Origin of the sequence: Fulvitalea axinellae (assembly GCF_036492835.1) — a bacterium.
In the GTDB taxonomy this organism is placed as follows: domain Bacteria; phylum Bacteroidota; class Bacteroidia; order Cytophagales; family Cyclobacteriaceae; genus Fulvitalea; species Fulvitalea axinellae.
Window position 1 is genome coordinate 3043679 of the sequence record NZ_AP025314.1, and the last position, 25571, is coordinate 3069249.

Below are 25571 nucleotides of genomic sequence, written 5' to 3' on the forward strand. Positions count from 1 at the left end.
GTCTTTCGTGTTAGACTGCGGGGATGACCGATAAGGTGTAGGTATCCCGCAAGCAAGGACTCAATTATACACTTTTTCTAAAAATCACTTTAAAGAATGTGTGGAAATTTTGATTGGGCTGAAAAAAGAAATAACAGCAGAGCGAATCATGCTGTTATTTGAAAATTCCTTTCGTTGGAAATGCGCAACAATATACTGACAACTACATTATGTTCTCACAATTAAGGATTGTTAAAGTGTCCTGATAACATATTTTTCGCCTCCATAATGTATTACAATTCCAGGATACTTTAACGTTCCATAACAATATGAGAATGTCTCACATCCATAAGCCCAACCACTGGTTAATCTCGAACTACCGCTAGAGGACCCAGTTTCATAAACAGTAATGTGATAATACAGGTCCTTAACATTAGGCTCAACTCTAATATTCCTTACGCAAAATGTTTCTTCTGAATTATCTCCACCAGCATACATAAAGTAAATATGAAACAGCTCCCCATTTAATATCACAGAATGGGTGGAAGTTCCAGGACTTTGTGGTCGATCAATTAAGAATTCAACTTCTTCAGCATCCAAGGAATTATAAGATGTAGTATCGAATGTCACCAACATTGGGGTGAATAACAGTAGCTTCATCATTTACAACACGTAAAGCGTTTTGTATGGCAGAATCAATCAACCGCTTCAACATAAACCTAAACTCCTGCATATCTGATTGGTCACAATTAGGCTTGTCACCTCTAGTTTCCTTTTATATGCGAATAATTTAGGAAACCCCAAATCATTGACTTTAATGATGATACCCTATATGAATAACATATTTTTTATTACTAGCATATTTAATCACTATAGCGGGATAGGTGAAATTTCCATCACTAAAAGAATGGCTGACATCCCCATCGCTAACTCCGCTCACTATAACTGGATCATTAGCGGATCCATTATGAATGCTATAATAGTAGTCATAATATGCTGTCATCTCTTGAGGTAAAATGCTGATTTTTGACACAGCATGACCTGGATACGAATAATCATATGTGATCTCAACGACAAAAACGTCCCCATCAATAACAACATAATCTGTTGAAACTTCATACGGATAGGGGTGATCTATAAGAATTGATACTTCTGAAAGATTTGGCGCACTGTGAGACACAAGGTTGAACGCCATTAAAATAAACGTAATAAACAATAGTTTTCTCATGACATAGCTTTAAAAAAAGTGAAACATATTAGAGTTAATCTTTGCCTTCAGTATAAACCTCAAATTCCTGCATATTCGACTGGTTATGGTTAGGATCGTTATATTTGGCTCTATAGACTTTATTAATCTGTATTTTTATATACTGAGCACTTACAAACCTGTCCACAAACACCTCTTGCCAATCATTATCATAAAAGTGTCCATGCGTGTATTTAGCAATTGGCTCCCCCCAATCCTTTCCATCAAGACTAACATAAAAATCAATATCAGTGGCAATATCCCTATAGCCCCCATGCTGCCATGGCAGAAACCGGAAACCCATAATTTTATGAGCTTGTTTCATATTAATTATTAAATCATGAGGGAAAGGTGGTTGCGGACTTTTCCATTCTGAATGCCAAGCAGTTCCTTTATTGCCGTCAATTAAATTTTCCGGTTTATAACTATTGTGCGCCGCCGTTGCATCCGCTGTCACTTTCCAACCCAAAGTCGGCAAGATCACTCTATTATATGCGAAAGGATTTCGAATCTCTTCCTTGTCGAAGCTATACCCTGTATTCGTTCTAAGGTTTTTCAAGAAATTCTCGTCTCCCGTAATTTCCCCCAGAAACCACATGAAATCATGAGGAGTGTACACAAAACTATCAAAGCTTGGTAACTTGGAACGTTTTTCAGAATAGTATTGCCCTATAAGATCAATGTCAGGGTAAGCCTTTTGAACCGAGTCCATCATAAAAAAGAACTTCCCTAGGCGCAAATATTCCGGATATGCTGACACTTCTTCATCAGTCATACTCACTGGATCAAACTCTCTGTAACGTTTGTCAGCGCGAGCTTTTTCCATTATCTCTTCCATCTTCGAGATAGCCTCTGCGTCACCTAACTTTTCCGACACCTTATAAGCTATATATTTGGAAAATACATCATCCGCGAATGGTTCCGTTTTAGGTAAGGTCCATACACTATGAATCATTTCCGCCAAGTGCATTCTCATGGCGTCCACTTCAGAAGGAAAACCTCCATAAAGCGCCCCAACATACATATCCGAGCCGTTTACCCAACCGGGCTTGCTCGTCTGTAGCATATTTATGTTTACGTTACCATCAACACCTTTCGAAACCGTCATTAAAGCCTCTAACTCCGTAAGCACTACGTCATAAAGGTCCCGAACTTGCTCAGACTCATCTTTTAAGAATCTATTTGTCCTAAATACCGAGTTTGGAGCTTCAAGGCTAAATTCACGTGCGATTGAAGACTTGACCTTTTGCGAAGACATAAATCCCTTCTTGTTTTTGGATAGTTCCACAATGGCTTTCCTGTAAAAATCACCGTTTGGATTGTCTTCCATATTTCCAAAAATATCGGCGCCCGAAGCCATGACAAAGCCCTCTCCGACTTGTCTGACGGCAATAACCGGCAACTCTCCTTTTCGTTCTGTTACAGTCCAATCCGAAGGGTTTTCAAGGTTTAGCGTGAAACCTTTGCCGAATACCTTAAGTCCAGAGTCCGTAGCACCTGCTAAGTCCGCTTTCACGAATGAAAAGCCGTATTCGGACGCCAAGCCATTAGCGTGACTCAAAGCGTCGGAGCCTTCACCCATAGCGAAAATAGCCAAAGCTCCTCCTCCGTTAAGAGCCTTGTTGTACACATCTATATCATCCGGCTGATATTGCCTTCCCTCGTTCATATTTACGAAGACGTTCAAAACGGATACAGACGTAACGAAAGGCTCTAAGCGATTTGGCCCCGCAAGTGATTGTGTCAGGTATTGGTGTTTGCCAAAATCCAAGAGACTTGCGAAGCCCGTATCCCCCTCGCTATCCAAGGCTGGAGTCCAATATTGCGACATGTCGTTCAGAACATGTACCGGGTTGCTTTCTTCCACAACTTCTGGTTTTGCGGAATATATATCCTTTTCCTGATCACAGGAGAATAACCCTCCCGCCAACATCAGGGAACTCAACAGTAAAGTTCTTATTTTCATTTTCAATTCATTTTTATACTGAAAAAGTAAAGGGAATAAGAAGTCCAGAATAAATACTGAAGCGATAAAAAGCGGAGTAAATCCAACGTTGGCATATGCCCAACTCCATTTTTATGCAACACGATTATTTTTTCCAGATCAATTTTCCGGAACCTTATTAATACGGAAAGGACAAGGGCCGGAAAGGACTATGCCTTCCCGCCTCGTCTTACCCGAACCCGTACGGTCCGGGACTTTCGTAAAAAACCTATTGCCTATGGTTCCGAATTAAATTGTATTACCAGTCTTCTGGGCAGTATGTATTACTGCCTGCGCACATACTCCCATCTCCAGATACGTTATTGCCTTTCAGCACATTGTTACCTTCGTACCTTGGTCCACTGCCCGATATAAAAATGGCCGCTGCGCTGTTTTTTCCGATATTGTCTTCAAAAATACAGCTACGCACCACTATATTACCCTTGATAAATAAAGCCCCACCTCGTATAGTTGCCTCATTTCTAAGGAAATGACACTTTTGGAATATGGTATTCATCGTAACAGATTTCCCTGAATGTACCGCTCCCATTTCCGAGATATTATCTTTAAAAACGCAATCGATAAACTTAGCGTCATTGTGATACATATGAACACACGAGCCCCATTTACCTAAATTATTTTGAAAAACAACATTCTTAAATTCAGGGCTACCTTTTCCTAAAAACAAAGCACCAGCTCTTTGTCCCGTTCCGTTTTGCAAAACAAAACCATCGACCACACATTTGTCTTCACGCTTTGAAGCCCACATGTTCATGATCTGGTTATTGTTGTTATTCACGTTCGGGTTTTCGTGAGTACCGTCAAGGACGGTTCTTAAGTTAGGTTTACGTTCATTCAAAGAACTTTCTGTTCCCTCAAAACCGCCATAGAGGTCAATATTCTTTTTAAGCCGAATATTTCTATTGAAATAAACCCCTTTTGCGGCAACCCAGACATCGACATTCTCTTCAGCGATTTCCATCGCATCGTTTACGCTGGTCAAGGCCTTTTCCCACGACGACCCATTCCCGCCTGCGGGCGCCGTAACATCTACATAAATGGTCGAAGTAGTCGTGAAGCTTTGCGGTTCGCCTTGGGCTATTTCTAATTCGTTTTGCGCCACACAGTTGAATTCGTAGGCCTGGGCAGGCAGAAGTCCTTTCAACTTACCGTGGAAAGTGCCGTCTTCCTTCATCTCCACGTTAGCGTATTCCTGAAGATTCGGGAATCCCTGTTTCCAATAAACAATCGACACGCGGGTGTTTTCGCTATTGCCGTCGTTTATAAGTTTGCCAAACACCGAAGCGGCGTTGAAGGTCAAGGAATCAAACTTGGTGGTTTCGATTTCAGGCTTACCTATTCCCGCCGAAATCAAAGTCGAGAAGGAGTAAATATCGCTTTCCACGTGGCCTTCTTGGTCTACGGCCGTGGCACTATAAGCGTAGTCTTTGAAAGACTTCAGCTCTGTCAGCGTTTTAGAGAATTTACCGCCTTCGCTAACATCAGCTTTCACGCTTACGCGGGTGCCCATATTGCCTTGTTCCCAATACGAGAATCTCACGCTGTCCAGCTCAGTTTCGCCCAAGCTTAGCAATTCCCCGTTCAGGGTCACCGAGTTTTCGGTAATGTCAGAAGGAGGCAGAGTCACTACCTTCAACACCTTTTTGACAGGAGGAACAAAGCCTTTGTCCTCCTTGTCGCAAGCCGCCAGAATAATCAGGACGGCCGATATCATCCATAAAATTCTTTTCATATCGATCGATTTAATAATGATTATCACTCACCGCTAAGGTGTCTCATATTAAATTCAAGTTTCCAGGTACTCATGTCACCCAATCTCGTTTTGATTCCATCGAGATTCAGATACTCCTCATCGAACTTCATCGCTACCCTGTCGGCCAAAACGGAAGCGTCGCCGCGACGCGAGGCAAAGCGCATCAACGCATTCCATCGGCGGCCTTCGAAAGCCAATTCCTTGGCGCGCTCGTCCAGAAGAACATTTTCGATCACTGTCAACGAATCGATGTCGACAGGCTCTTCCGCTCCGATATATTCCAAAAGATCAATGGACGGAAGGTCTACGCGACCACGAATTCCCGACGAGCGAGAAACGGCGTTCAGTTTTCTATTGATTGTGCTAAGTGCCTCTCCGTGACGTCCCATTCTGTTCATCGCCTCGGCGTACATCAGGTGTATATCGGCCGCACGATAGATACAATATGGCGTATCGCTTTTACGCTCTTCCTCAGGATTCAAGGCGCCTTCCTTATTCTTGAAATATTTAAAAACCACAGGCAATTGTTCGCCATACTGGATGTAAGACGATTCCCTTCCGCGGTAAAAATCTCCGTTATTGCCCTCGTTTTCCCAATACTGAATTGCCCTTGTTGACGGCTTCAAAAGATAATCCCCTACTCCGAGGGCAGCGAAAAGTCTGGCAAATTCATTTGACTGATCGTTTTCTCGGTTAAAAGGAACCAAAGTCACCTGCTCGCTGAAGCTGGCGCCAGCTAATGCCGAGTTCCAAATCTCTTTCCATTTATCGCGTCCCGTTGCGGATTTTTCGCATTTGAAGTGTGCGTTGTCCTCCCCTTCGCCGTCTACGTTTATCGCTTCCAGAAGCAAATTGGCAGCCCGGCCATTATTCCCGGCCCAAAGGTGAAGCTCGGCCAAGAGCACTTTGCGGTTGATGAAAACCCGTTTCCAATAGTTGTTAGAATCTCCTTCCGACCAAGTAATCCGGCCCTGAGCGTAAGCCCATTCCATTTCCGTGATCAAATGGTTGACCATAGCCTCAAAACCCAATTTTTCGGGCTCAAAACCTTTGTCATATCCGCTAAGCGGATCGGTGATATACGGAACTTCCTTGTAAGTTTGGCTCAACTGAAAATAGACCCAAGAGCGCAAGCTAATCAACTCGGCTTTGTACACGTCGCGGATTTCTTCAGTGAAATTCGGGTCGTCCAAGGCTTTGTCCATATTGGCCAAAGTCTCGTTACAGTTCGTGATAATCTCGAAGAAATGCCGAGGGTTGGCGTAGGGATTGTCCGCCCCGATATTGTTTTCGCTGATTTCCAGCAAATCTCCGTCATAGTTCCCCGTCACATCCATAAGGTCGGCCCGAAGATCACCTAAAATCACGAGTTCCTCCACAACATTCTGCAATCCAGCGTACGCTCCAATCACGCTCCGTCGCACTTTGTCGTGCGTATTCCAATGGTCTCCTTTGTCCAAACCGAGGCTTTGGTCCGGATCGAAATAATCCGAGCAGGCGCCCAAGCCCAACAACGCGAACAGACAAAGGGAGAATATCCTAATATTTGTCTTCATGATGTATATCGTTTGCGTTTGGCCCGCCCGACACCGGACGAAGCCAAACGATTTTCCAAAAGAAAAGGATCAAATACCGATTTTAAGACCTGCCATAACCGTACGCGGCAACGGAAACCTTCCGGCGTCGATTCCCATACGATTAGCCACATTCCCTTGCGTTACATCAGGCGTAAAGCCCAAGTACTCGCTAAAAGTGAATAGGTTTTGACCTGTCAAATGTACGTCCACTCCCCGCACAAGCTTGTTCTTCGGCAAAGGAAGGGCGTAGTTGAGCGTAATGTTGCGCAAGCGCAAGAACGATCCGTCCTCTATCCAGCGGTCCGAGAAGCGGGCGTTGCCCATCGGATCGTTAAGCGTCGCTCTCGGTATGTCCGTTTGGTCACCATCCGCACGCCAGCGCTTTAGCACGGCCGTACTTTGGTTTCCGAAATCCGACATCGATTCCAATCCGCGACGGGTCTGGTTATAAATTTCGCCTCCGTAAGAGAAATCGAACAGGACGTTTGCGCTCAAGCGTCCATAACGGCCACGCAAAGAAAACGAACCCGTAAAGTCCGGATTAGGATCGCCCAAAATCACGCGGTCGCGCTCATCGATTATGCCGTTTTTGTCTTGGTCCACAAAACGCATATCGCCAGCGCCGAACGGACGCTTATGCTCGTTTATCAAGCCAGCGGATTTAGCTTCTTCGGCAGTAGCGAACACGCCGGCGGTCTCATATCCGAAAAAGGAATTGATCGGCTCGCCCACCCGCATAATGCTTTCGGCTCCCAAAACTTTCGTCACTACGCTGTTAACACCAGCTCCGTTCTCGTTTGAGGCCGATTCGGTTCCTTCCGGAAGGCTCAGCATCTCGTTTGTATATTTTGACAAAACAAGACCCACGCTGAAATCATAGCGCTTGGTTTCCAGCATTTTGGCATCAAACCCGATTTCGAATCCTGAGTTTTTCAAACTCCCACTATTGCTTGCATAGGTGTCGAGTCCGTAGTAAGTAGGCAGGAGCTGATAGCCCAATAAATCGTCGGTTTCGCTTTCGAAGTAATCCAACGTCAGTCTGAAACGTTCCGAAATCAACGACAAATCCAAACCAACGTTAAGGGTTGTCGTTTCCTCCCATTTCAGGTTAGAGTTAGGAACCCCACCACGAACCAATCCCCCGATATTCAAGTAAGAAATCGACGAGTAATAATAGAGCGAGTTCATATTACCGATATCATCGTTGCCCGACACGCCATAACTGGCCCGGATTTTCAGATCGTCAAGATTTTTTATCCCGGCCAAAAACGGCTCGGCCGAAAGGCGCCAAGCGCCAGCCACAGAATAAAAAGTTCCGAAACGGAAATCGGGATCAAAACGTGAGTTGCCGTCCAAAGCGAGGCTTCCGGAAAGGATATATTTGTTAAGGTAAACGTAGTTTAAGGCACTTTCGAAAGTCATTGTGTTCCAGACCCCGCCACCGGGCTGGATACTACGAAGTGATTTGTCACCGCTACCCACTTTTCTGAAAACATCCGATGCCGAATTGGCGTCCAAGGCGAAACTTGACTTGAAATCGTTCTGCTTGGAGCGCACTCCTACACGGGCGTTGAGATTGTGAACTCCCCTAAAGGTTTTAGAAAAGTTAAACCCTCCTCCGAAATATGTCGAGAAGTATGAACGCTCCAAATGCAACAGGCTGTTTTCGGCGTTTCCCCCTTGCTGAGGCACCACGCCTTGCGAAGGAATAAAACCGTCGTCGGCGTATTTCAAAAGGTCTATACCTCCATTAAAATAGACGTCCAATCCCGGCATCAACACCCAGTTTCCGTCCACGCCGGCAACTGTACGGTAGCTTTCCACTTCTCCCAAAGTGTTGTCAATCAAAGCCTGCGGATTACTTACCCCAAAAGCGCCTACGCCGTCGTAGTGTGGCAAAGGATAACCTTCGTCGCTTGACTTGAAGGTCTTCATCATCGGCGATTTGCTCATCGACGCCAACAAAGGATTGGCGATACGAGAAGCACTTTCATCCAAATATCTCGACGAGGTTCTTGAGAAAAGCACATTCGGGCGCACGACCAAACCTTTCAGGATATTCATATCGGCGTTCATTCCGAAATCAAATCGCTCAAAATCAGAATTTTTGACAATACCTTCCGCTTGGGTATAACCCGCTGTAGCGGCGTAGTTAGCAATGGCGTCGCCACCTTGTACAAACGCCGAATAAGATTGGTTAAAACCTTCCTGAAAAACCTTGTCTTGCCAATCGGTGTCGTTGGCGTAACGGTAATATTCCGATCCTTCGGCCTTGTCTACCAAGAAAGGATAGAGTGACAAAATTCTGTCATAAGACCATCCTTGGTCCGTAAGCTGTTCCATCGTATAATTCTGGAACTGCTTGGCGTCCATTACAGGCATCTTCTCAGGGGCGAAGCTTACGCCAAATCTGGATTCCACGTCTACACGTGTTTCCGTGGCCTTGGATTTTTGAGTTTCCACCAAGATCACTCCATTGGCGCCCAAAGTTCCGTACAAAGCCACACCACCGTCCTTAATTACGGTTACGCTCTCGATATTATCGACTTTCAGGAATGTCAAGGGGTCCAAAGAAGGTCCTCCCATCGCTCCGAGTTCGCCAAGACGGTTTTCGAGAATCACTCCATCGATTACCACCAACGGTTGCGTATTGGTGTTTAGAGAAGACACTCCTCTAATATTCAGCGTAGTGGCCACACCGGGTGTTCCCGAAGCCTGGGATCCGGACAAGCCCGGAACCAGGCCCGCCAAAGCCTGCGACAAGCTAACATAACCTGAGTTGGATAGCTCTTTTTTACGTATAACGGTTCCTGCGTACGGAAGGTCATTTCCCGGCCGCCGGCCCCCTACCCACTCCACCGGAGCGGATTGCCCCACAAATCCCTCGGGACGCATTCCCACACTTACCGAAGTTCGCCCGTTCAGGTAAACCAAACGGGTTTCAAAATCGGCGAAAGTCAATTGCAAAGCGTTTTTCGAAGGGTCCGCCTCAACGGAGAAAAGCCCTTCCGAGTCGGTCTCGGCGGAGGCTCCCGCCACGCCGTATACGCTCACCTGTACGCCGGCCAGAGGCGCACCGTCGCGTGCGTCCAGCACGGTGCCCGTCACGGTTACGTTAGATTGCCCAAAGGCGAATCCCGTAACCAGACACAGCAATACGGACAAGCATAAGTTTCTATATTGATGCTTTATATGATCCATAATCATTGTTCAAATAAAAAATGATGGCAAGACCTTACTTCCAATGTTCGGCGTAAGGGATAAAGATTAGTTTGTCGAAACTGATTCCGTACAATCCCTCATCCGTGTTATAAGGCTCCAGTGTCTTGATTTTGATAACTTTCTTACCGAAAGCGTCAAAGTTCACTGTTCCAAGGCGGTTATTAAGCCAATTACCGCGAGGCTGAAATTCCGTCACGAACTTTTTGCCGTCAACGGTTATATCCAACAGGCTATTATGGCCCGAAATCGCCGAGCGGTAATACACCATATATTTTCCCCCGATCAGCTTTTCGCATTCCACAGTAACCTCCACCGGCTCATCCATATTGAAGAAGAATCCTTGCTGGCTTCCACTGCTTTCTACTTCTATCAGCGTATTGTCAGGACTAGTGAAATATGGTACGTTTTCCGATTCAAACTCTAATGTGTCACCCATTACGTCCGAAGCCAAAAGTCCTAGACGGTTCCAAGTATAGAGATAACCGTTACTCTGTACGCTCAAATCACCGGCATCCGAAGCTTTTACAATTACTTTCCGGCGGGTTGTCATTTCCAGCGTATCAGGCATGTTCTCGACAGTGGCCTCTCCGGTCCAAACCGTCGAATTGCGGATCTCGTCCATAATCCTCGAACGCATCGACCCGATTGACTTTTGGCCTGAGCGGTCAAGCTCAACCACATCGAAATTTTCCGGTAAATTGGACTCGTCTCCGTAATAGCGCATCACCAAATCGTCGAAAGTGGCTTGCATAGCCGTTTCGTTCAAGGCGAAGCAAGTAAGTGTGGAATCCTCATGGGCGATATCGCCGTTGCGAACCAAGAAGTATACGCGCGGTACGAAAACCGAATCGTAAACCGTACGTCCGAACTCGTCTTTACCCACTTCCACGCTTAGTTCGCGATCGAAAAGCAAGGTGTCTTTCGAAACATACTTTTTGAAAGCGTCGTATTCGTCGCCAAGCGTTTGCAACTGTTCGTAAATATTCGCCGTAGGCAAAAGGGCTTTTTCCAAAACGTGAACCACACCGTCGGAACAAACGATATCCGACTCAGTCACTTTGATTTCCCTATTAGCCCAAGTAGTTCCGGCCGATTCGCTCAGGCGGACATTTTTTGACAAAAAGGTTTTCAAGAAAGCAAAGTAATCTTTTTGCTTCGTCACGTTGTAGCCGTAAACCAACGCGTTTCCGGCATGGTAAGCGATCTTGTCCGCCTCCGCTTTCTCGTCAAGGCCATCGAAAGAAGCCATTCCGGCATCGGGCACGGCAAAAACCGTGTTGCTTCCGCCCTTTGCCAGCTTTTGGTCGATTCCGTGCTTCTTGACCAGCGACCAAAAACGAGCGTACTCCGGCTTCGACTGAAGGTATTCGGACACGGTCCCCTGATATTGAGAGGCCGTATTTCCCTCATAATGGTCTTCCCAAGCGTCTTCGCACGACATCAACAGGCCGGCGAACAGAACGGAAAGCGCATATATGCTAAACAATCGTATTCTCATGTTTTTCAGCTTTTAAAAGTGTTACTTTCCATCAATTTGTAGGCTCGAAAGTCACGCATCCCATAGTCAAACGGCCAGGTCGAACGTTTTTGATGGAAATCACATGAGTTCCATTTTCCTTGAATGTATACACTCCCAAATCCACGTTAGAAGCGCCACTGTTACCTCTTGGATCGGCAAAAGCTGCGAATTTACCGTCAACATAGAAATTGAATGATCCAAAGGCATCCTCGCCGTTAGAATCCACCTTCATTCTGAGACGGTATTCTCCTTTTACAATCGGTTCGGTAGTGAAATGGAAAGTTCCGATATAACCTGTCATGTGCAATGAACCAAGGTTAAGTCCACAATGGTTTCCGCCGTAGTAGAAACCTTCATCGCGCTGGCCTTCAGAATCCCAACGTTCCACATTTTTAGTAAAGAAGGTTACCTTGGATAAATCCTGACCACGTAGACGACGAATCTCCGGTACGTCAAGCACATCATTGCGAACCACCACCGGACGCGGGGTAACCACGGGTAACATATCAGCCAACTCATGAATCACTCCATTGGAAGCTTGGTGATCCATTTTCTCCTGAATGAAGCTATTCGCACTCAAAAAATCTCCGAATTCATCATAAACGGGATTTATCCTAAAGCCGTGGTCGACATCCACACTTACCATATTCGCCCCAACGGTTTGATAAATTTTATTCGTAAATTCCGAAGAATAATACAATCCGTTAATGCAATGGTAAGCCATGTATTGGTAGAACTTATTTGCGGGATCCGTAATGTCTCCGCCCTCGGAACGCAAGGCTATCAGCTCTTCCAAACTGCCTATCCCTTTTTCCGCAAGCATCGCATCCGTTTCCACCAATACGGTATAGTTAACGGGGTAACCTTTTTCGGAAATGGATTTGTTAAGCATTTCCATCAGCCCCGTCTCACGAAGCCCTTGAGCGAAGATAGTGGCCGTACCCATCGCTTCGATTTCCTGAAAAACGGAATTGGACACTGGCTTCAGCATTTTATCAAGAAAATGCAAAGTACCGTTCGAGCATTCCGTATCGCGAGATTTTATGGTAGAGCGATTGTTAATCAAAAGATTGTTCACTCCACCCTCTCGGAATTTTACGGTTACGAAACCACCCGCAAAGGTTGAGTCACGCAACATTCCGGGAGTCATCAGGTCCGTTGAATACTCGCCCGTAAGGAAATGGGTACCTACCAATTCCCTAAGTTGGCCTTTTTCCAGAGCGTCGACACTTGATATTCCGTTTTCGGAAAGGTATGCCGTCACGGCTTCGTTGTCAGGCACAAAACCAGTGAACGTTCCTGTGGCATTCAGAATGCCGTAAAGCCCACTTTTGTCGAGCATGGCCAGAAATTCGGAATAATTCCCGGATTCTTTCTCCAGGTATTCCATCATGGTCATCGTATCGCTCGTTTTGAAAGTCTCCGGCAGGTTCTTGTCGCAGGCTCCCAGAATTAACATGGGAAGCAACAGCGCCAAAAGGCCGTATTTCTTGTACATTTTCATGTTCCGCATGTTTTAGTGTTCGTAATAAGGATTCTGTACCAGCTTGGTATTGTTCCTCAGTTCGTTGATATGGATCGGGAGGTAGAAACTGTTCTCGTCCGAAAGTTTACTTTCCCAAAGTGGTCTTTCCGAAGCGGGAGCGTTCTCCAACAAGATTTCCACCACCAACTCCGGACGTCCACGCTTGGCCATTCTCAAAATATCAAACCAACGCTTGCCTTCGAAAGCGAATTCCAAAGCGCGTTCGTTCAAAATCATATCCTCGGCGCCCACACGGTCAACGGGAAGAAGCTGAGGTCCCAAGCCCGCACGTTCACGCACTTTGTTGAGCAAATCCTGAGCTTTGAGATACGAACCCATTTGCACCAAAGCCTCAGCTTTCATCAATAGGATGTCAGCGTAGCGGTAGAGGATCCAATTGGCATCCAATGGTCGAACATTGTCATCTCCGTTAGGATTCAACGCAGAATATTTCCAGATTCTTTTGCTGTCAGGCTTGAAGGTTGCGTGTTCGCCCCTTACGTCTTCTGCCCGATACTTCTCGGAAGCAGTTCCGCTAATCACAAATTGAGGAGTCTCAACCAAACCAAGAAATCCGGCGAAGGAATTATACTGCCTCAACTCGGCGTCAAATTGAATTTCGAAAACGCCCTCGCTAGTATTTCCTTCGGTAAAGATTTCCATCCAGCTTTTTTCCGGCAACAGCGCATGGGCCGAACGGCTTATGATCTTATCGCACATGGCGATAGCCTCCGGAAAACGCCCCGACCAAAGGTAAACATCAGCCAACAAGGCTTGTATAGCGCTTTTTGTGGCGCGTCCCTTATTTTTGGCCAACGAACCGAAATCAATGCTTGCTCCACGTTCAGCCTTTTCCAAATCGGCGATGATTTGGTTCAGAATTTCCGTTTCCTTGCTTTTCGGCAAATAGAAATTTACATCGTCAGTATCGGAAGGCTCAAGGACCAAAGGAACATCCTTAAAGGTTCTGAGCAAGTAGAAATACGATAACGAACGGATAAAATAGGCCTCGGCCATATAGCCGTCGAGGTCTTTTTCCGTAAACGAGTAATCATAATCCCGAACAGCCGGAGCGTATTTCAATACGGTGTTCGCCAACTGGATCACCGAATACATATCGCCCCACTGACAGTACTTATTATCGTCCAGAATCCGGAGCGACATGATTTTCTGGGCATCCGTATCAATGTCCTCCCCGTCGGCCAAGAAATCGGCCCTTAATTCTCCCCAATAAAAGAAGGTAGGCGTCTGTTTTCGCAAACGTACGTACGCCGCGACCACACTGGCCTCCACGTCGTTCTTGGATTTCCAATACTGGTCTTTCGTAATGTCGTTTTCGGGCTCGATCTGAAGCCAATCACTACAACCAAAAGCCAGAACGGAAACCAGCACGACGGCTATTATATTGATGTTTCTCATCATGGATTTCACATTAAAAATTCATAATCCAAAAGCTTGCGTCACAGAAAGAAGTATACCCTTTCCTTCCGCTCGCTTTAAAAATCAGACTAGAATGTCGCCGACACTCCAAAAATCATCGATCGGCTTGGTGGCGTCACACTCTTGTCCACACCGAAGTAGAACGGATCGGCACCCAAGCCAACTTCCGGGTCCTGGCCTGTATAGTCGGTCCAAGTCACGAGATTGTAAGCCGTGGCGTACATTTTCAGATCCTGAAGCCCGATACGCTTGAGCAAATCCCTTGAAAAACGATAACTCAAAGAGACATTTTTCCACCTTAAGAATGATCCGTCCTCAACAAACCGGTCCGAACCAAGCCAGTTTTTCCCTTGGTTATAAAGCGCACGCGGAATGTCCGTCTGGTCGCCCGGAGCGCGCCAACGCCGCAACGTCGCCTTGCTTTGGTTAGATCGGTTGGTCATGTTTTCGGAATGCATTCTGTTTTCGTTGATAATCTTCTGACCTACCCTTGTATGGAAAAGACTGCTCAAGCTCCAGCCTTTGTAGCGAATACGGAAACTGAAACCACCCGTAAAATCAGGATTACTCGAACCGAGATACACCACGTCGAGCTCGTCGATCACACCGTCATGGTTGATATCCTCATAACGAGCGTCACCCGGCTGGAAAACATATCCCGAACCACTGGTCATGATCTTCATATCGCCCTGTTTCTTGTAATCGGGAATAGGATCACCGTTACGATCTCGGGCTATGGTCTCTGCTTTTGTCGAATATACTCCGGCGCTTTTGTAACCGTAAAAACCACCAATAGGGTCACCAATCACGATACGCCGGCCGTACTCCCCATTGTTCAGCAGGTTTCCTTTCTCCAAGGAGAAATTTTCCGGAATCTCCTCTACAGTGTTAATGTTTTTGGAGATATTAAAACCTACATCCACTCCCCAGTCTTTGGTTTTAACCACCGCATAGTCAACAGAGAGTTCGACGCCTTCGTTGGTCATCTTACCCCAGTTGCGGAGCAATTCACTATTTTCTTTCTTGACACCTTCAAAATTATAGCCTGCGGAACTCGGCAAACCTATACCCCACAACAGGTCTTCGGAAACCTTACGATAAAGGTCGAAGACAACATTAAGGCGATTGTCCAAAGCGTAAAGGTCAAAGCCTAAGTTATACTGATAAACCCGTTCCCATGAGAGATTCCGTAGCTGAATGTTGTTAGGGTTAACACCTTGGTCGTCAAGATACCTTTCGGTAGTTCCGTAAATGGAATAATGCCTATTCCCTGACGGCGCTATACCGTTTACGCCAAAACTGCTTCGGATTTTAAACTCGTTTAGCTGTTCAACGTCGGCCAGGAATGGCTCGTTGGAAATACGCCAAGCCAAAGCTCCGAAAGGGAAAGCGCCCCAGCGAACATTCTCACCAAAGTTGGAACTTGCGTCGATACGCATACCACCACTGACAATGTATTTGTCTTTGAACTTGTAATGCGAAGAAAATACGCCACCTAAACTACGGCCTGTGCTAGTTCCCGAACCAACTTTGAGCAATGTTCCGCCCATACCAGCATTCGAAAGTTTTTCGGAAGCCATATTTCCCGTAGAGGCCGAGTAATAGCTTCCCCTAGACTCGTTTGTCTCCCAACGCCCCATCATGGTTAATTCATGATCTTCGCCAAGATCCGGCGTGTAAATCAATTTGGTATAGGTCTGTACCCGGAACGTCCCGCTATTGCCTTCCGCAACCTTGTTTTTACTCGAGTGGCTCCACGCGCCCTCGTTGGTCGAAAGGGAGGACAGCACCGTATTGGTACGTCCGTTCAACACGTCAAAAGCCACGTCACCTTGTAACATAAGGTCATCACGCAATTGGTAACGCAACGTGAACGTAGTCCTCAAGCGGTCTTCCAAATAATTGTTACTTGACTCGTTGGCCAAAGCTACCGGATTGTAAAAAGGGTAATATTTATTATCATGCTTAAATTCTTGATAAGGTTTACGCCAATCAGCATTGAAATAATTGCCCGTAAGATTCCCGTCCGCATCATACTCGTAGACACTTTCGTTAGGCATCTTCTGGTAGCTAATGCTACGGATGTTGTTGTAATACGAGCGGTCGTTATCGGCCCGGGTATACGAAATATCAGTAATGAATTTCAACCGTGACGATATGGCGTAATCAAGGTTAGTCTTCACTGTCAAACGGTCCAGTCCGGTACCGATAGTCGTACCGCCTTCCGTACGGAATCCAACAGACGAACGGTACTTGATTTTCTCACCACCGCCCATCAACGATACATGGTGTTCTTTCATCTGGGCCGTTTGAGTAATCTCATCGAGCCAGTCAGTATTCTGGGCATAATTGTAATAATTCTCCCAAGACTGATCGTAATTCAACTCTTTGTAATTACCCGAATGGATATTACCGCTTACGTTGAAGTACATTTCCTTTTGCAGAGTAACATATTCAGGACCTGACAACATTGGGACAGGATCACCTTGCCAGTTGTAACTGGTTTTGTAAGAATACGTGACTCTAGGCTTACTTTTGCGCCCGCGCTTGGTCACAATCTGCAAAACACCGTTTGCCGCACGAGATCCCCAGATCGCCGCCGATGCTGCGTCTTTCAGCACTTCGATAGACTTGATATCGTCAGGCGAGATGGACAACAGCGCTCCGAAATCCCGTACGTCAGCGGAAGCGAAACTGAAGGAATCGTCGATTTCGGTGTCAAAAGGTATTCCGTCCACCACTATCAAAGGTTCACGATTACCGAGAATAGTCGCCGTACCGCGAATACGGATCTGCATACCAGCACCGGGGTCACCGGAAACGGTCATGATATCCACACCACTGACGTGGCCTTGGAGCATTTGGTCCGCGGACGTGGCGCCAATAGGGGCGATGTCGTCAAGCTCAACAGTCTTAACCGACATGGCCACATCCCGTATCTTAATTCCGTCGGACATAACCGGATCGGCTTCAACGGTTACTACACCAAGCTGTTGTGCGGCATCTTCCAAGATCACATCAATGGTTGTCTTGCTTCCTACCGCTACTTTCTTGGCATTATAGCCGATATACGAGATATTAAGTTGGTGCGTCGGATCCACTTTGAGCATATAGAAGCCGTTAAAATCCGTAACGGTTCCCTGAATAAAACGCCCGTCGTCACCGACTTCCACTACGTTCGCCCCAATCAACGGCATATTGTCGGACGAACCTTTGACATAGCCCTTGACCACGACTTTATTGTCCTGCGCGTACAGGCTGGCTGTCGCTATCAAAAAACTTATTGCGAAAAAATATAATGTCTTCATCCGTTATGGGTTTTGATCGTCCAACAACAGTACTCCATCAATCTGGTGAATCGTCGAGGACCTGGCGATAATATCGCTCACCGATCCGCCCTTTACCGAAAGGTCATTGCCTTCACCTGCGCCGTTAAGAATACGCAAGCTTCCAGGCTGGTTTTCCAGAGTGATTGTTACCCTGTCACCTTTAGCGTCAGTGGCCAACGTCCTGAACGTACCATTAAGCCGGCCGTCCGTAAACACCCTCTCGCCCTGAACGAAGTAGCGCTTTAGATAACCCAAAAGCTTCTCTTGGTCCTCTTCTGTATTAGTGCGCCCCAATTCGTCCAGGCCCGGGATTTGTCCCGCTGCCACGGCCGCTACAATCGACTCGTTTGTTGGAATAAGGATTGTATAATCGGAATTACCCAAAAAGGATATCGAGCCGTATTCGCTGTCACCAAACAGTCCCGTTTTCTGAAGCAAGAGCCTGAACTCTTTGTACTCCGGCTTTACGGTTTCCTCATCTTTGGTAATATGATCCGAAGCGTTCAGTGTAGCGTGCTTCAACGGAGACGCCAGCAGATGAGTCGTTCCGTTGTTCCCCCTTGGGTCAGAAGACAAGATCGCAACACGTTCACCCTCTTCCTGATTACCTCCGCCAAAGGCCTCACCAGCCTCCACGCCGATATAACCACCCTGAACACTACGCAGGAAAACCCGACGGTTTCTGTCCTCAAGGTTAAACTCAACACCCACGTGGCCTTTCAACAAAGCCTGAACACTGGACAGGTTCATCGGCTCTTCTGTCCATTCATTGGTAACAGGATTAAGGACATCCTTCAAAAAGACCTCCAATATAGGGTCATAGCGGATTCCGGCGTCTTTGAAAGCGTTATCTGACAAGGCGAAATACGTCAGCTCCTGATCCACGTTCGAAAGAAGTTCCGTGATTTCCGATGAGAGGAACATCAAGTTCATCGAGAACGAATACTCCGGATTAAACAGAATAGTGGAGGCTACTGATTTGTATATATTTGGCTCCAAGACCTTACTCAAACCATAAAGAACCCCATTATTACAGAATTCAACATATTCAACATCTTGATCCTTGTCAATTGAAACCGGCTCTTTCAAACCCGAAACACACAAATCCAACTGCGAAGGACGTACCCAAGTGTTGAAAGTCTGTGCCAAATGATTGGAGACCAAAAAGTAAATCAGCTTATCCGGAACAGCGTCAATGGACTCGTAACCGTAACTAACAAATGTCTCGTTAAAATAAGCGTTCAACGCATCGTCAGTCGGTACAAAAGCCGTAAAAGCTTTAGGTTCACTATAGATCGTCTGGTTACTGGCATGGATATTAATAATATCATACCCGATATCATGAATCCTTTCATAGCGCTTTACGTAAACCGTGTCCCGATAACCCAAGTCGTTTATCGGCTGTTCGTTAGTTCCCTGAAACGACTGCTCGTATTGAGCGAATCTATCCAACAAAGATTTGAACAAACCAAAACGGTTCCCCTGAGCTGTCAGAGTCCTGTCGATATTCTCCAAAGGGGGAATGACATGGTCCAACGCATGCAACACACCGTTACTGGCGGCAATATCGTGTTCCACCACCGTAGCCCGGTGTACATGCTTACCCGTATACTGCACGGGTTTTCCCCATGGCGATTTTTCGCCAAAAAGGAATTCATAGTCACCAGGTTCGCGCATCCCGCAGTAATAATGGTCGGCCATCAGCGGCAAAAATTTCTTGGCCTGCCACACTTTGTAAGATTTGCCATCCTTGTCAGTTTCGACAGGGTTAGGCGCTTGATAAACCGTCGGGCGTTTGAAAGCCCAACTACCGTCACCATCGGGGCCTTTTTCGTCCTCTTCGAGCCAGCCCCTCCATCCCATCTTAAGGAGCTTGTCCCAAGTGATGGCGTTACGGGTTACGTGGTTCGAAATAACCCCGGTAAGTTCCTCCTTAGAGAGGTCATCCAATCCCGAAATTCCTTTTTCGGAAAAGTACTTCTCGAAGGCTTTGTCCGTAGGCGGAAACAAGGTGTAGGAACTGCTTTCAAGCGCATAACGCATATCGAGCATCTCCACTCCCTTAAGAAAATGGGTGAAATTGTCCCTGGCCTCTAATACTTCCACAACCGTTCCGTACTGGGCTTTCGGAACTTTGTAGTGCTCTACCTCATCATCGCAAGAAGCGAAGAAAAGACAGCCGATCAACATAAAATAAGATAGGTTTCTTGTAATCATGTTACATCATACGTTACATTAAAAATTAGAAATTGAACTATTGGAAATCTGTAATCTTCAAAAATCAAAGCACGCAAACAGTCGATCGAAAACACTAAAAACTATCACCTCAGACTACTACCAAAAGAATGGTTCGAAAGCTAAACAATGCGTGGCGTTCAATACCAAAGGAAAAAAAATCCAGATAACAGCAATATCAATAAATGACCAATTTATTGGCTTTCAAATGATGTTAATGAACATTAATATTGCGCTAATCGGCGCTAACAAGCGATAATGGGCATTTCTCTCTCCTACCCTCTCATTTATACAAGTGAGAAATAATATCAATAAAAAAAGGAGCTTACGCTCCTTTTTTGGTTCAGAAATCATCATAAAAATTGGTCTAGTACTCCAATGACACGCATAACGGCAACATTTACCTACTCCTGTGACTATTGACCCCACTTTTTCTTAAAAGTATAACTACGGCTCTGACTTTCGCATAACGTTATAATACACCCATTAATGGGCAGACCTTAAGGCCTTGAAGTCCCCTCGCTCTTTTTCCGGCTTAACCCCAACTTTTTTTCCCATAGTAACTTTTCAACTTTCATCACCGCGTCAAGATCCCGCTCGCTAACTACGCCTTTTTCTCTTTTATACCTCTTTTCGTATTCATGGGACAATCGTTCCCAAGAACCCTCCCCTGTTTCCAAGAAAACTCTTAGCCGATACCGAAGCCCGATAATATCGGCCGGAAGCGTTTGCTCCGAGACTTTGGCCATTGCCTGATATTCACTTATGTCCGCATAGGTTTCCATTTCCTTAAACTTAATCACCAAACGACGCTCAAATTCGCTGATGAAAGAAGCCAACCACGCGCCAATAACCCCACGGCACAGCGTCCCTCTTTCCATATATTCAATCGCCTGCGTCTCAAGATCTAAATTCCGTCGTGGGCTTTCCATCCAATCGTAGACCAACGGTATATCGCATTCTACATCGGATTTCAACGATAGTCGCCAGCTTCCATCGTCGAATTCCAACTTCCCTAAGGAGTGTTTGGTAAGCACTTTTCTGAGCTTGGTAAAAAGCGTGCTTCGTCGATTTTTTGCCTGAGCCTCGTCCAAGCCACACCATAACGCATTGTTCACAATACTGTGCCCCACTTTTTGGCCATTAGCCGTATGCAAAAAGAAAAGAGCCAGCAATTCCCGAACTTGTGGCGCAAAATCATGGGAACAGTCATTTCCGGCCCTGTTAATTACCTTAAACCCTCCGAAAAAACGTATCTCTGGCCCTGTAGGCCTCCTTTTGTCGATTGAAATACGTTCTTCCACCTTCTTAACTTTACGTTGTCTGAACAAAATCAAAAAGATGAACAGAAAAGCCAGAATTCCAACTATAGGCACACCTCTTCTCCAATATACCCCACCACCCTCAATGTCAGACAGTTCCGAAATCTCCTCACTTCCCAATGTACGGGTCCACAATATTACATCTCGCACATCGCCCCTAAAGCCCCCATTCCAGTAGCCCCGACCCAACACAAGCGACTCACGCACAGACCCTTGAACTCCAAAATCCACCGTACCCTTATGCTCCCCGTTTAGATAAACTCCCAAGGTTCCGCCTGTTTCGACAGTCAATACGAGATCATTCCAAACATCTGGCTCCACTTTACAGGAAAACACGCCTCCCCGCCCTTTTCCTGGAAGGTCAACGCTCAATATACCTTTCCTGACAAATATTTCGAACACCTCCCCTCTCCGAAACAAGGTCTGTCCTGAGTGCCCCTCTTCCTTAAACCGAAAACCGAAATATATGGAAACCGGCCCATCCACCTTTTCCTTAAGCCTTACTTGCGCACCTTTTCCATTAAAAGTCCAGTAATCGGCCCCTTTTACCAGCCCTTTCTTTTCAAACCTGTTTCTCATCCCCTTCGGGAAAACTCCATCAAACCGGGAGGAGCTCAAAGAAAAACTAACAATCCCCTCATACAAAGGAACTTGTGTCGCTAAAACAAGCAATGGATCAGTCAATTTCTTTCCCGGAAGAACCTTTACCACTTCGGGATTAAATTCATACCCTGGCTTACGAAAGTTGATTCTATCCGTTCTCCCTTCCCTGACGGGAACACTAAAATACGAACTAGGCAAGGCCCTTCCCTCATCGGACAGCCTTACTCCATTTATTGGTGTTCCGTCACTCTTTTCTATCTTTCCCCTAATTCTTTCCAAAGCATTCAAACTATCGCAAAGCGACTCAGCGAGAGCCTCTTGACCTCTCCCCCAGACTATATAAGTTGGCGGATAGCCACACTTCTCCCATATTTTGGAGATCTTTTCCACCGAAAAATCTCCTTCACTGATGTTTAAGTAAGATAACTTCCCTCCCGAAACATCACCTTGCCCGTAGCGTACATGCCGTACCGTATCAAAAGCATCCACTCGTTCCATATAAGTCGAATCCGATCGAATACGCACCTCTTTCGTAGCCGATGCCGATTCACCGAAAGCTAGAACCATAAATAAGCACATTAAAAAATAAGACATAACAGACCTCCGGAACTTAAATATTCCTTTCAAACAATTTTTATAAAAATGTGTCAGCATACAGATTAGTTATAGCACTCCCATTAGCTTTAACTCTGCCTAAGCGAAAAATATCAGGTTGGCCAATACCGAAACGGGTACAGAAAACCGCTTGCGCAATACAGAAAATTGCATACGCAAGGTATCCACGCATATAGCTTGTCGATTTTTTTCGGCAAAAGAAGAGACAATATTCCGCTAACATTTATTAAATAGGCGTATAGCGAAAGGTCTCCCAAAAACGCAGAAAAAGCGTGGGCTTATACCTAGAAATCCAGAAATAATTAGTTAAATCCGGCGAAAAGAAACTCTCCGCCACCAAGGATAAAAGTAAAAACTATAGCTGATTTTCTCAACATTTTTCATATTTGGATTTCGAACAAATCCCTATCATATGGACAAACAAGAAAAAAAGAAATCGAGAAAGAGAGCCGTAATAGAACTGGCGATTTTTTCAGCTGTGTTTCTGGGCCTTTACGCCACGGGAACCCTCCCCCATGTTGCCGGATTCGTACAGGGTCTGATAGTCAAAACCAGACTGATCCGTCCCGACAGCGAGCCGGACTTCAACGGCCCAAAAGCCGACTACAATTTCACGCTCGTCTCCGCCGATGGCCAACGCGTTCCTTTCTCACAGTTTAAGGGAAAAACCGTCTTTCTGAATTTCTGGGCCTCGTGGTGCCCGCCTTGTGTTGCTGAAATGCCCGATATCCAAGCCTTGTACGAACGGGCCAAAACAGACAGCGACATCGTTTTTGTAATGGTAACGGCGGATAAAAAAATGGCCAAAGCCCAAAAGTTTTTCGAAAAGAAAGGCTACGATATGCCACTTTACAAAAATGTCTCGGCCCTGCCCGCAGTATTCAACCACAGTTCCATCCCCAGCACATTCGTGATTTCCCCCTCGGGGCAAGTAACCTTCAGCCATTCAGGCATGGCTTATTACAATACTGACAGTTTTCTGGAAATGTTACAGACGCTGGGCAAAACACAAAAAAATAGCGGACATTAACGGTCCGCTATCTTGTTCGGGTCTTTGGCTTTTCGGAAACCTTGAAAAAAGCGTTTTTAGCTTTTCCCACCACCATATTTCGGCCCCTGAGGACCATTTCGTTTAACCGCTCCACAGCCAGGTCAGCGGCGAATTCGCTTTGCATTTCCACAAAGCCATACCCTTTGCTCCTCCCAGAATCTTTGTCGATCACCAGCCGGACCGAGTTCACGATCCCATATTGCTCGAAGACCTCCCTCAAATCATCTTGGGTCAGAGTGTAATGAAGGTTACCAACATAGATATTCATAAAAAATATTCTTTTATTTATATTAATAAATAAAAAATACTACCCAGCTTATCGTGTCATAGATTTATTTTGAATAGTAAGCCACAATATAGAAAAAACTTTAGTTATTCTTAACACTACACCGCAATTACTGCACTCACATACCCCAAGAGCCATATTTTTAAGAATAATATGCCGATTTACACCCGAAAAAGGAACCTTCATACTTTATCTGTTTCCTAAAAAATGGATTTCGATTTTCTTGCTTATTTTTACAATAAACATTGCGTGGGCCAAATCTGAAGCAACAGGAATATGACTCAAAATAATCCAACATCATCAATAGAAGTTATTGGAATAACAAAAATATACGGAAGCCAAACGGCTGTAAACAATGTTAGTTTCAACGCCCAAAAAGGAGAAGTCCTCGGTTTTTTGGGACCAAACGGCGCGGGAAAATCAACTACGATGAAGATTTCCACCGGATACGTATCGCCGACTAAAGGGACCGTCATGGTCTGCGGGTACGATATCCAGCAAGCTCCCGTGGAAGCAAAGCGCCATATCGGATATCTTCCCGAAAACAACCCATTGTATTACGACATGTACGTACGCGAATATCTGGCCTTTGCCGGAAGTGTACATTCACTCAAAGGCCAAAACCTCAACAAACAAGTGAAAAAGGTTATCGGGCTTTGCGGACTTGGCCGTGAGCAGAACAAAAAAATCGGGATGCTTTCCAAAGGCTACAAACAGCGTGTAGGTTTGGCCCAAGCCCTTATCCACGATCCGTCGGTACTGATTCTGGACGAACCGACAACCGGCCTGGACCCGAACCAACTTTCCGAAATCAGATCACTGATCAAAGACATTAGCACAGACAAAACCGTAATTCTTTCCACGCATATTATGCAGGAAGTGGAAGCCATGTGCGACCGCACCGTCATCATTAACCGGGGAAAAATAGTGGCCGACCAAAGCATTGCCGAACTAAAGGGTTCTTTTGGAGCGAAACGTTACACAGTGGAATTCACTTCCGAAGTAAATCTTGACAAACTGAGGAGCATATCGCCAGAAATTAGCGCGGAAAGCATCGGCGAAAGAACCTTTAACATCAGCTCGGCGAGCCTACAGGATATCCGGGAAATGATTTTCGATTTTGCCGTTGCCAATGGGACCAAACTGATTGGCTTGACCGAGGAACCTAATTCAATGGAAGACATCTTCCGTCGTCTCACTGACCGAAAAGAGAGCCAGTCGAATTAATCTTTCAAAAGCGTGAGCAACTCTCCTATGATGATTGCAGTCGCTCCCCAAACTACGGAGCCGTCCACATCGAAACTCGGAACTTTCATCCGGCCGTAAGAGGTTTCTATTATGGCGGTTCCGGGGCCTTCCGAAAACTGCTTGGACAAATCCTCTAAAGTCGGATATAAAATACCGCTTACTTCGCGCGGATCGGGTTTAAACGTTGGCTCTGCGGAGGCGTAACCCAAAAATGGGGAAACGACGAAACCGCTGACGGGAATATAGAGATCGGAAAGGTTTCCCAAAAGCCGGACTTCGTCAGGCCACACTCCGATTTCCTCATGTGTTTCGCGCAAAGCGGCGTCCTCTGCCCGTTCTTGTCGCTCTATTTTCCCTCCGGGAAAACTCACCTGACCTCCATGCGAACCCGGATATTCGGGACGCTGAATCAAGGGAAACCGCCATTCGCCTTTACCGTCCTGATAAAACAGACAGAGAACAGCGGCTTTTCTGGCGTCACTCGGCATTCGGCCAAAACGGGAATCCCCGATTTCCATCGGAGCCATCGTCTTTTGGCCTTCCACGCCAGGCAGTCCGTCTTCCAGTTTGTTCTTTAAATTTTCAATAAAGCCCATCCGCTATCCAGATAATACCG

Annotated in this window: 16 protein-coding genes; 2 read left to right on the plus strand and 14 right to left on the minus strand. The window is 45.9% G+C overall.

Features of this window, described 5'->3' with window-relative positions; translation table 11 throughout:
* Positions 1-231: 231 nt before the first annotated feature.
* The 12 genes from AABK39_RS11510 to AABK39_RS11565 form a co-directional block, all read right to left on the minus strand.
* Positions 232-642 carry a hypothetical protein gene (locus tag AABK39_RS11510; RefSeq protein WP_338391498.1) on the minus strand — a complete coding sequence of 137 codons (411 nt, stop codon included), beginning with the start codon at positions 640-642 and terminating at the stop codon, positions 232-234.
* A 151-nt stretch (positions 643-793) separates the two neighbouring features.
* A complete protein-coding gene (locus AABK39_RS11515) occupies positions 794-1207 on the minus strand; it encodes a hypothetical protein (protein WP_338391499.1) in 414 nt (137 codons plus the stop codon).
* Positions 1208-1241: 34 nt separating this feature from the next.
* Positions 1242-3191, minus strand: a complete 1950-nt coding sequence (locus tag AABK39_RS11520) for a discoidin domain-containing protein (protein ID WP_338391500.1) — start codon at positions 3189-3191, stop codon at positions 1242-1244.
* A gap of 277 nt (positions 3192-3468) precedes the next feature.
* Complete coding sequence (locus AABK39_RS11525; protein ID WP_338391501.1) at positions 3469-4962, minus strand: hypothetical protein; 1494 nt, start codon at positions 4960-4962, stop codon at positions 3469-3471.
* A gap of 23 nt (positions 4963-4985) precedes the next feature.
* Positions 4986-6539 (minus strand): RagB/SusD family nutrient uptake outer membrane protein, encoded by a 1554-nt coding sequence (locus AABK39_RS11530; RefSeq protein ID WP_338391502.1) that lies wholly within the window; start codon positions 6537-6539, stop codon positions 4986-4988.
* 69 nt (positions 6540-6608) lie between these two features.
* Positions 6609-9761 carry a SusC/RagA family TonB-linked outer membrane protein gene (locus AABK39_RS11535; protein ID WP_338391503.1) on the minus strand — a complete coding sequence of 1051 codons (3153 nt, stop codon included), beginning with the start codon at positions 9759-9761 and terminating at the stop codon, positions 6609-6611.
* A gap of 34 nt (positions 9762-9795) precedes the next feature.
* Positions 9796-11280 (minus strand): fasciclin domain-containing protein, encoded by a 1485-nt coding sequence (locus tag AABK39_RS11540; RefSeq protein WP_338391504.1) that lies wholly within the window; start codon positions 11278-11280, stop codon positions 9796-9798.
* 31 nt (positions 11281-11311) lie between these two features.
* The gene (locus AABK39_RS11545; RefSeq protein WP_338391505.1) at positions 11312-12805 is read right to left on the minus strand and encodes a fasciclin domain-containing protein; all 1494 of its coding nucleotides are present in this window, start codon (positions 12803-12805) and stop codon (positions 11312-11314) included.
* A gap of 12 nt (positions 12806-12817) precedes the next feature.
* Positions 12818-14248, minus strand: a complete 1431-nt coding sequence (locus AABK39_RS11550) for a RagB/SusD family nutrient uptake outer membrane protein (protein WP_338391506.1) — start codon at positions 14246-14248, stop codon at positions 12818-12820.
* An 86-nt stretch (positions 14249-14334) separates the two neighbouring features.
* Positions 14335-17574: a SusC/RagA family TonB-linked outer membrane protein gene (locus AABK39_RS11555; protein ID WP_338391507.1), complete on the minus strand. Its 3240-nt coding sequence runs from the start codon at positions 17572-17574 to the stop codon at positions 14335-14337.
* 3 nt (positions 17575-17577) lie between these two features.
* Positions 17578-19785, minus strand: coding sequence for a fasciclin domain-containing protein (locus tag AABK39_RS11560; protein ID WP_338391508.1), 2208 nt, complete (start codon positions 19783-19785; stop codon positions 17578-17580).
* Between the two features lie 545 nt (positions 19786-20330).
* On the minus strand, positions 20331-22322 hold the full coding sequence (locus AABK39_RS11565) for a LamG-like jellyroll fold domain-containing protein (protein WP_338391509.1): 1992 nt from the start codon (positions 22320-22322) through the stop codon (positions 20331-20333).
* Between the two features lie 460 nt (positions 22323-22782).
* Here AABK39_RS11565 and AABK39_RS11570 point away from each other — a divergent pair, with 460 nt between their 5' ends.
* The gene (locus tag AABK39_RS11570; RefSeq protein ID WP_338391510.1) at positions 22783-23400 is read left to right on the plus strand and encodes a TlpA family protein disulfide reductase; all 618 of its coding nucleotides are present in this window, start codon (positions 22783-22785) and stop codon (positions 23398-23400) included.
* A 7-nt stretch (positions 23401-23407) separates the two neighbouring features.
* Here AABK39_RS11570 and AABK39_RS11575 read toward each other — a convergent pair whose 3' ends face one another.
* Entirely contained in the window at positions 23408-23689 is a 282-nt protein-coding gene (locus AABK39_RS11575; RefSeq protein ID WP_338391511.1) for an RNA recognition motif domain-containing protein, read from the minus strand.
* A 294-nt stretch (positions 23690-23983) separates the two neighbouring features.
* On the opposite strand from AABK39_RS11575, the gene gldA reads away from it, so the two are divergent.
* Positions 23984-24934 carry a gliding motility-associated ABC transporter ATP-binding subunit GldA gene (gene gldA / locus AABK39_RS11580; RefSeq protein WP_338391512.1) on the plus strand — a complete coding sequence of 317 codons (951 nt, stop codon included), beginning with the start codon at positions 23984-23986 and terminating at the stop codon, positions 24932-24934.
* On the opposite strand, the gene AABK39_RS11585 is transcribed toward gldA, so the two are convergent.
* The gene (locus tag AABK39_RS11585) at positions 24931-25551 is read right to left on the minus strand and encodes an NUDIX hydrolase (protein ID WP_338391513.1); all 621 of its coding nucleotides are present in this window, start codon (positions 25549-25551) and stop codon (positions 24931-24933) included. The genes gldA and AABK39_RS11585 overlap by 4 nt on opposite strands.
* Between the last annotated feature and the right edge of the window lie 20 nt (positions 25552-25571).

Excerpts from the sequence above, each read along its gene's own strand:
- AABK39_RS11575 (WP_338391511.1), bottom strand. The coding sequence starts at position 23,689 with ATGAATATCTATGTTGGTAACCTTCATTACACTCTGACCCAAGATGAT.
- AABK39_RS11540 (WP_338391504.1), bottom strand. The coding sequence starts at position 11,280 with ATGAGAATACGATTGTTTAGCATATATGCGCTTTCCGTTCTGTTCGCC.
- AABK39_RS11515 (WP_338391499.1), bottom strand. The coding sequence starts at position 1,207 with ATGAGAAAACTATTGTTTATTACGTTTATTTTAATGGCGTTCAACCTT.
- AABK39_RS11535 (WP_338391503.1), bottom strand. The coding sequence starts at position 9,761 with ATGGATCATATAAAGCATCAATATAGAAACTTATGCTTGTCCGTATTG.
- AABK39_RS11565 (WP_338391509.1), bottom strand. The coding sequence starts at position 22,322 with ATGGTTCTAGCTTTCGGTGAATCGGCATCGGCTACGAAAGAGGTGCGT.
- AABK39_RS11525 (WP_338391501.1), bottom strand. The coding sequence starts at position 4,962 with ATGAAAAGAATTTTATGGATGATATCGGCCGTCCTGATTATTCTGGCG.
- AABK39_RS11585 (WP_338391513.1), bottom strand. The coding sequence starts at position 25,551 with ATGGGCTTTATTGAAAATTTAAAGAACAAACTGGAAGACGGACTGCCT.
- AABK39_RS11545 (WP_338391505.1), bottom strand. The coding sequence starts at position 12,805 with ATGAAAATGTACAAGAAATACGGCCTTTTGGCGCTGTTGCTTCCCATG.
- AABK39_RS11560 (WP_338391508.1), bottom strand. The coding sequence starts at position 19,785 with ATGTTGATCGGCTGTCTTTTCTTCGCTTCTTGCGATGATGAGGTAGAG.
- AABK39_RS11570 (WP_338391510.1), top strand. The coding sequence starts at position 22,783 with ATGGACAAACAAGAAAAAAAGAAATCGAGAAAGAGAGCCGTAATAGAA.
- AABK39_RS11510 (WP_338391498.1), bottom strand. The coding sequence starts at position 642 with ATGATGAAGCTACTGTTATTCACCCCAATGTTGGTGACATTCGATACT.
- gldA (WP_338391512.1), top strand. The coding sequence starts at position 23,984 with ATGACTCAAAATAATCCAACATCATCAATAGAAGTTATTGGAATAACA.
- AABK39_RS11555 (WP_338391507.1), bottom strand. The coding sequence starts at position 17,574 with ATGAAGACATTATATTTTTTCGCAATAAGTTTTTTGATAGCGACAGCC.
- AABK39_RS11530 (WP_338391502.1), bottom strand. The coding sequence starts at position 6,539 with ATGAAGACAAATATTAGGATATTCTCCCTTTGTCTGTTCGCGTTGTTG.
- AABK39_RS11520 (WP_338391500.1), bottom strand. The coding sequence starts at position 3,191 with ATGAAAATAAGAACTTTACTGTTGAGTTCCCTGATGTTGGCGGGAGGG.
- AABK39_RS11550 (WP_338391506.1), bottom strand. The coding sequence starts at position 14,248 with ATGATGAGAAACATCAATATAATAGCCGTCGTGCTGGTTTCCGTTCTG.